Annotated in this window: 3 protein-coding genes; all 3 read right to left on the reverse strand. The window is 58.4% G+C overall.

From position 1 onward, the window contains the following. Positions 1–76 precede the first annotated feature (76 nt). The gene (locus E7813_RS09355) at positions 77–1093 is read right to left on the reverse strand and encodes an ABC transporter substrate-binding protein (protein ID WP_291573094.1); all 1017 of its coding nucleotides are present in this window, start codon (positions 1091–1093) and stop codon (positions 77–79) included. Between the two features lie 266 nt (positions 1094–1359). After that, complete coding sequence (locus E7813_RS09360) at positions 1360–1914, reverse strand: hypothetical protein (protein ID WP_291573096.1); 555 nt, start codon at positions 1912–1914, stop codon at positions 1360–1362. A gap of 157 nt (positions 1915–2071) precedes the next feature. After that, on the reverse strand, positions 2072–2433 hold a 362-nt coding region (locus E7813_RS09365), incomplete at its 5' end, for a CBS domain-containing protein (RefSeq protein ID WP_291573098.1).

Raw genomic sequence — 2433 nt, forward strand, 5'->3', positions numbered from 1 at the left:
GGAGCGGACATCCGGCGGACGGGCTGGCATGTCCGAAAAGTGCCACAAGCAGACTCTGCATCGCAGCAGATGGGCGCTACTCGATCACCTCGTCGGCTTGGGCAAGTAACGTTGGTGGCACGGTGAGACCGAGCGTCTTCGCAGTCTTGAGATTGATCACAAGCTCGAATTTAGTCGGCGCTTGAACCGGCAGCTCGCCCGGATTAGCGCCACGCAAAATGCGATCAACATAATCGGCAGCGCGCGGTACCAGATCCAGAGCATCGACTCCATACGACAACAAACCACCCGCTTCGGCGTGATAGCGGAACGGATATACTGCGGGCAACCGGTACTTGCCTGCGAGTTCAATAATGAGTCGAAGATGAACCTCTTTGACTGTGTGGGGATACACGTTAAGGCCGCCGTTGGGTTGAGCTGCGACGGCGGTGATAGCGCGCTCAACCTCGGCGGAGTCGTGAACCCCTGCCGCCACCAGGTTAACTCCCACCTTCGGCGCGGCCGCTTCGGCTTCGCGCCAGAACGCTGCATGAGCAGGGGTCTCCCGATGAAGGATAGCGGTGGCATGATCAACGTTGGGTGCGATCTGCTTGAGCATCTCAAGCCACTTGCTGCCCATCGAAGGCTCGAAATTCGTGAAGCCTGTGATATTGCTGCCGGGCCGTGCCAGGCTCGCGACGAAGCCGCTGCCAACGGGATCGGCGACCTGCACGAAGACGATCGGCGTATTGCCCGCCAACGGTCTCAATGCCGCGAGCGCCGGATTGCTTTGGACGAGAAATACATCGGGTGAGTGGGAAGCCAGTTCCGTGCCGTAGTTCCGCATCAGCTCCGGGTCGCTGTTGGCCCAACGTTCTTCGATCCGAACGTTGCGGCCGTCGGTCCAGCCAAGTACGCCTAACCGTCGCAAGAAGGCGGCATAGGCGGCGGGGCTCTGCCCGGTCGGGGCCGTACCGTTTAAGACGGCGATACGACGCACCCGCTCGGACTGCTGAGCGCGAACGGCGAACGGCCACGCGGCGAATGCACCGCCAAGGAGCGTATTGAACTCGCGGCGTCTCATTGAGCCCCCGGCGGAAAATGCCTCATCCACGCCTAAAGCCTAGCACTTTGCGGCCGGCCAGCGAGTGAGAAATAGCAAACAACCGGTCTCACAAGCTGGTCAGGCCCAATGTCTCATTTGGGTCAATAGCTGACGTGACGGCCCTGAAGTCAGACTTCCGCTCTTCCCCCGAAAGCGGACTCAAGTCGGACATTGGGCCATGTCCCCTGACCCAGCCGTTGCCGATCTCTAATTCGCACTTTCGACGTGACAACAAACCCGCTGAATAGGGGGTTTGTTGTTCGGACTCACGGCCCCTATTTGATAGCCGCCTCAACAAATGACTTATCGATAAAGCCCTGCCTGACACGCATGGCATAAGCACGAGCCACTGTATCCGGCGCATCCCACTTACTTCCGATGAATACCATTAAAAGACACTGTTCGTTACAAGACACCGCATACGTGCGACTCCAATAGGCGAACCGGTTAAAGCTTCCCGCCCACCATCCAACATTTCCGACGACGCCCTTGTCGAGGATTGTAACTTTGACCCCCTCTAATGCCTTTGAGGGATTGTCCATCGAGCGAAAACCCCGATCTACCATTTTGGAAACGCTATTCTCACTAGTCAGGGGCGAAACAGAAAACGCGAGGATCGTTTCCTTCTCGACGTAGCCAAACAGATGATTTTGTGGAGACGACAGGGCATCTTCTTTGGCGAATCCGTCCGGTATCCCGAATTCGAAGTGCCAGCCCAACGCTTCGAAACTCGCCTGCTTTTTGTAAGCCGCGAGAGATGGAAGTTCCTGTGCCGCGACCGATCCGACTAACGTCGTTGCTAATAAAGACACCAACAGCGCCGTCTTCATTCCATCCCCCTCTCAATCCCCAATACCCCTAAACCCGGTCACCCCTGGTCGCCACAAGGGTCAGACGGAAAATCATAAGTAGACAGAGGTTTGTTGCAGCCGAGCCTTTCCAAAAGGGCCGGATCGCGGTCGGGGCGACGGCACCGCGGTTCGTCTGTCAGCCCCCGGGGCCGTCCCTCATAATGTAGCCCGTCAGGTCGCCTAAGTTGTGCTCCAAATCCCGGATGATGTCCTTGACGACGTCTCCAATCGAGATCACGCCCACGACCTTGCCCGCGTCCAGCACTGGCAGATGGCGAAAACCGCGCGCAGCCATCATTGCCATACAGCCTTCCAGCCCATCGTCCGGCTTGACCGTCACCGGGTTGCCCGTCATCACTTGGCCCACCGGCGTCTGCTTCGCATCGAGCCCGGGCAGCAGCACTTTGATGGCGCAGTCACCCTGGGTCACGATACCGACCAGCACGTCGTCGTCGATTACCAGCACCGACCGGACCCGGTTTTCGCGCATCTGGCGCA

Source organism: Bradyrhizobium sp., from assembly GCF_004799405.1.
Lineage (GTDB): Bacteria > Pseudomonadota > Alphaproteobacteria > Rhizobiales > Xanthobacteraceae > Bradyrhizobium.

Excerpts from the sequence above, each read along its gene's own strand:
- E7813_RS09360 (WP_291573096.1), bottom strand. The coding sequence starts at position 1,914 with ATGAAGACGGCGCTGTTGGTGTCTTTATTAGCAACGACGTTAGTCGGA.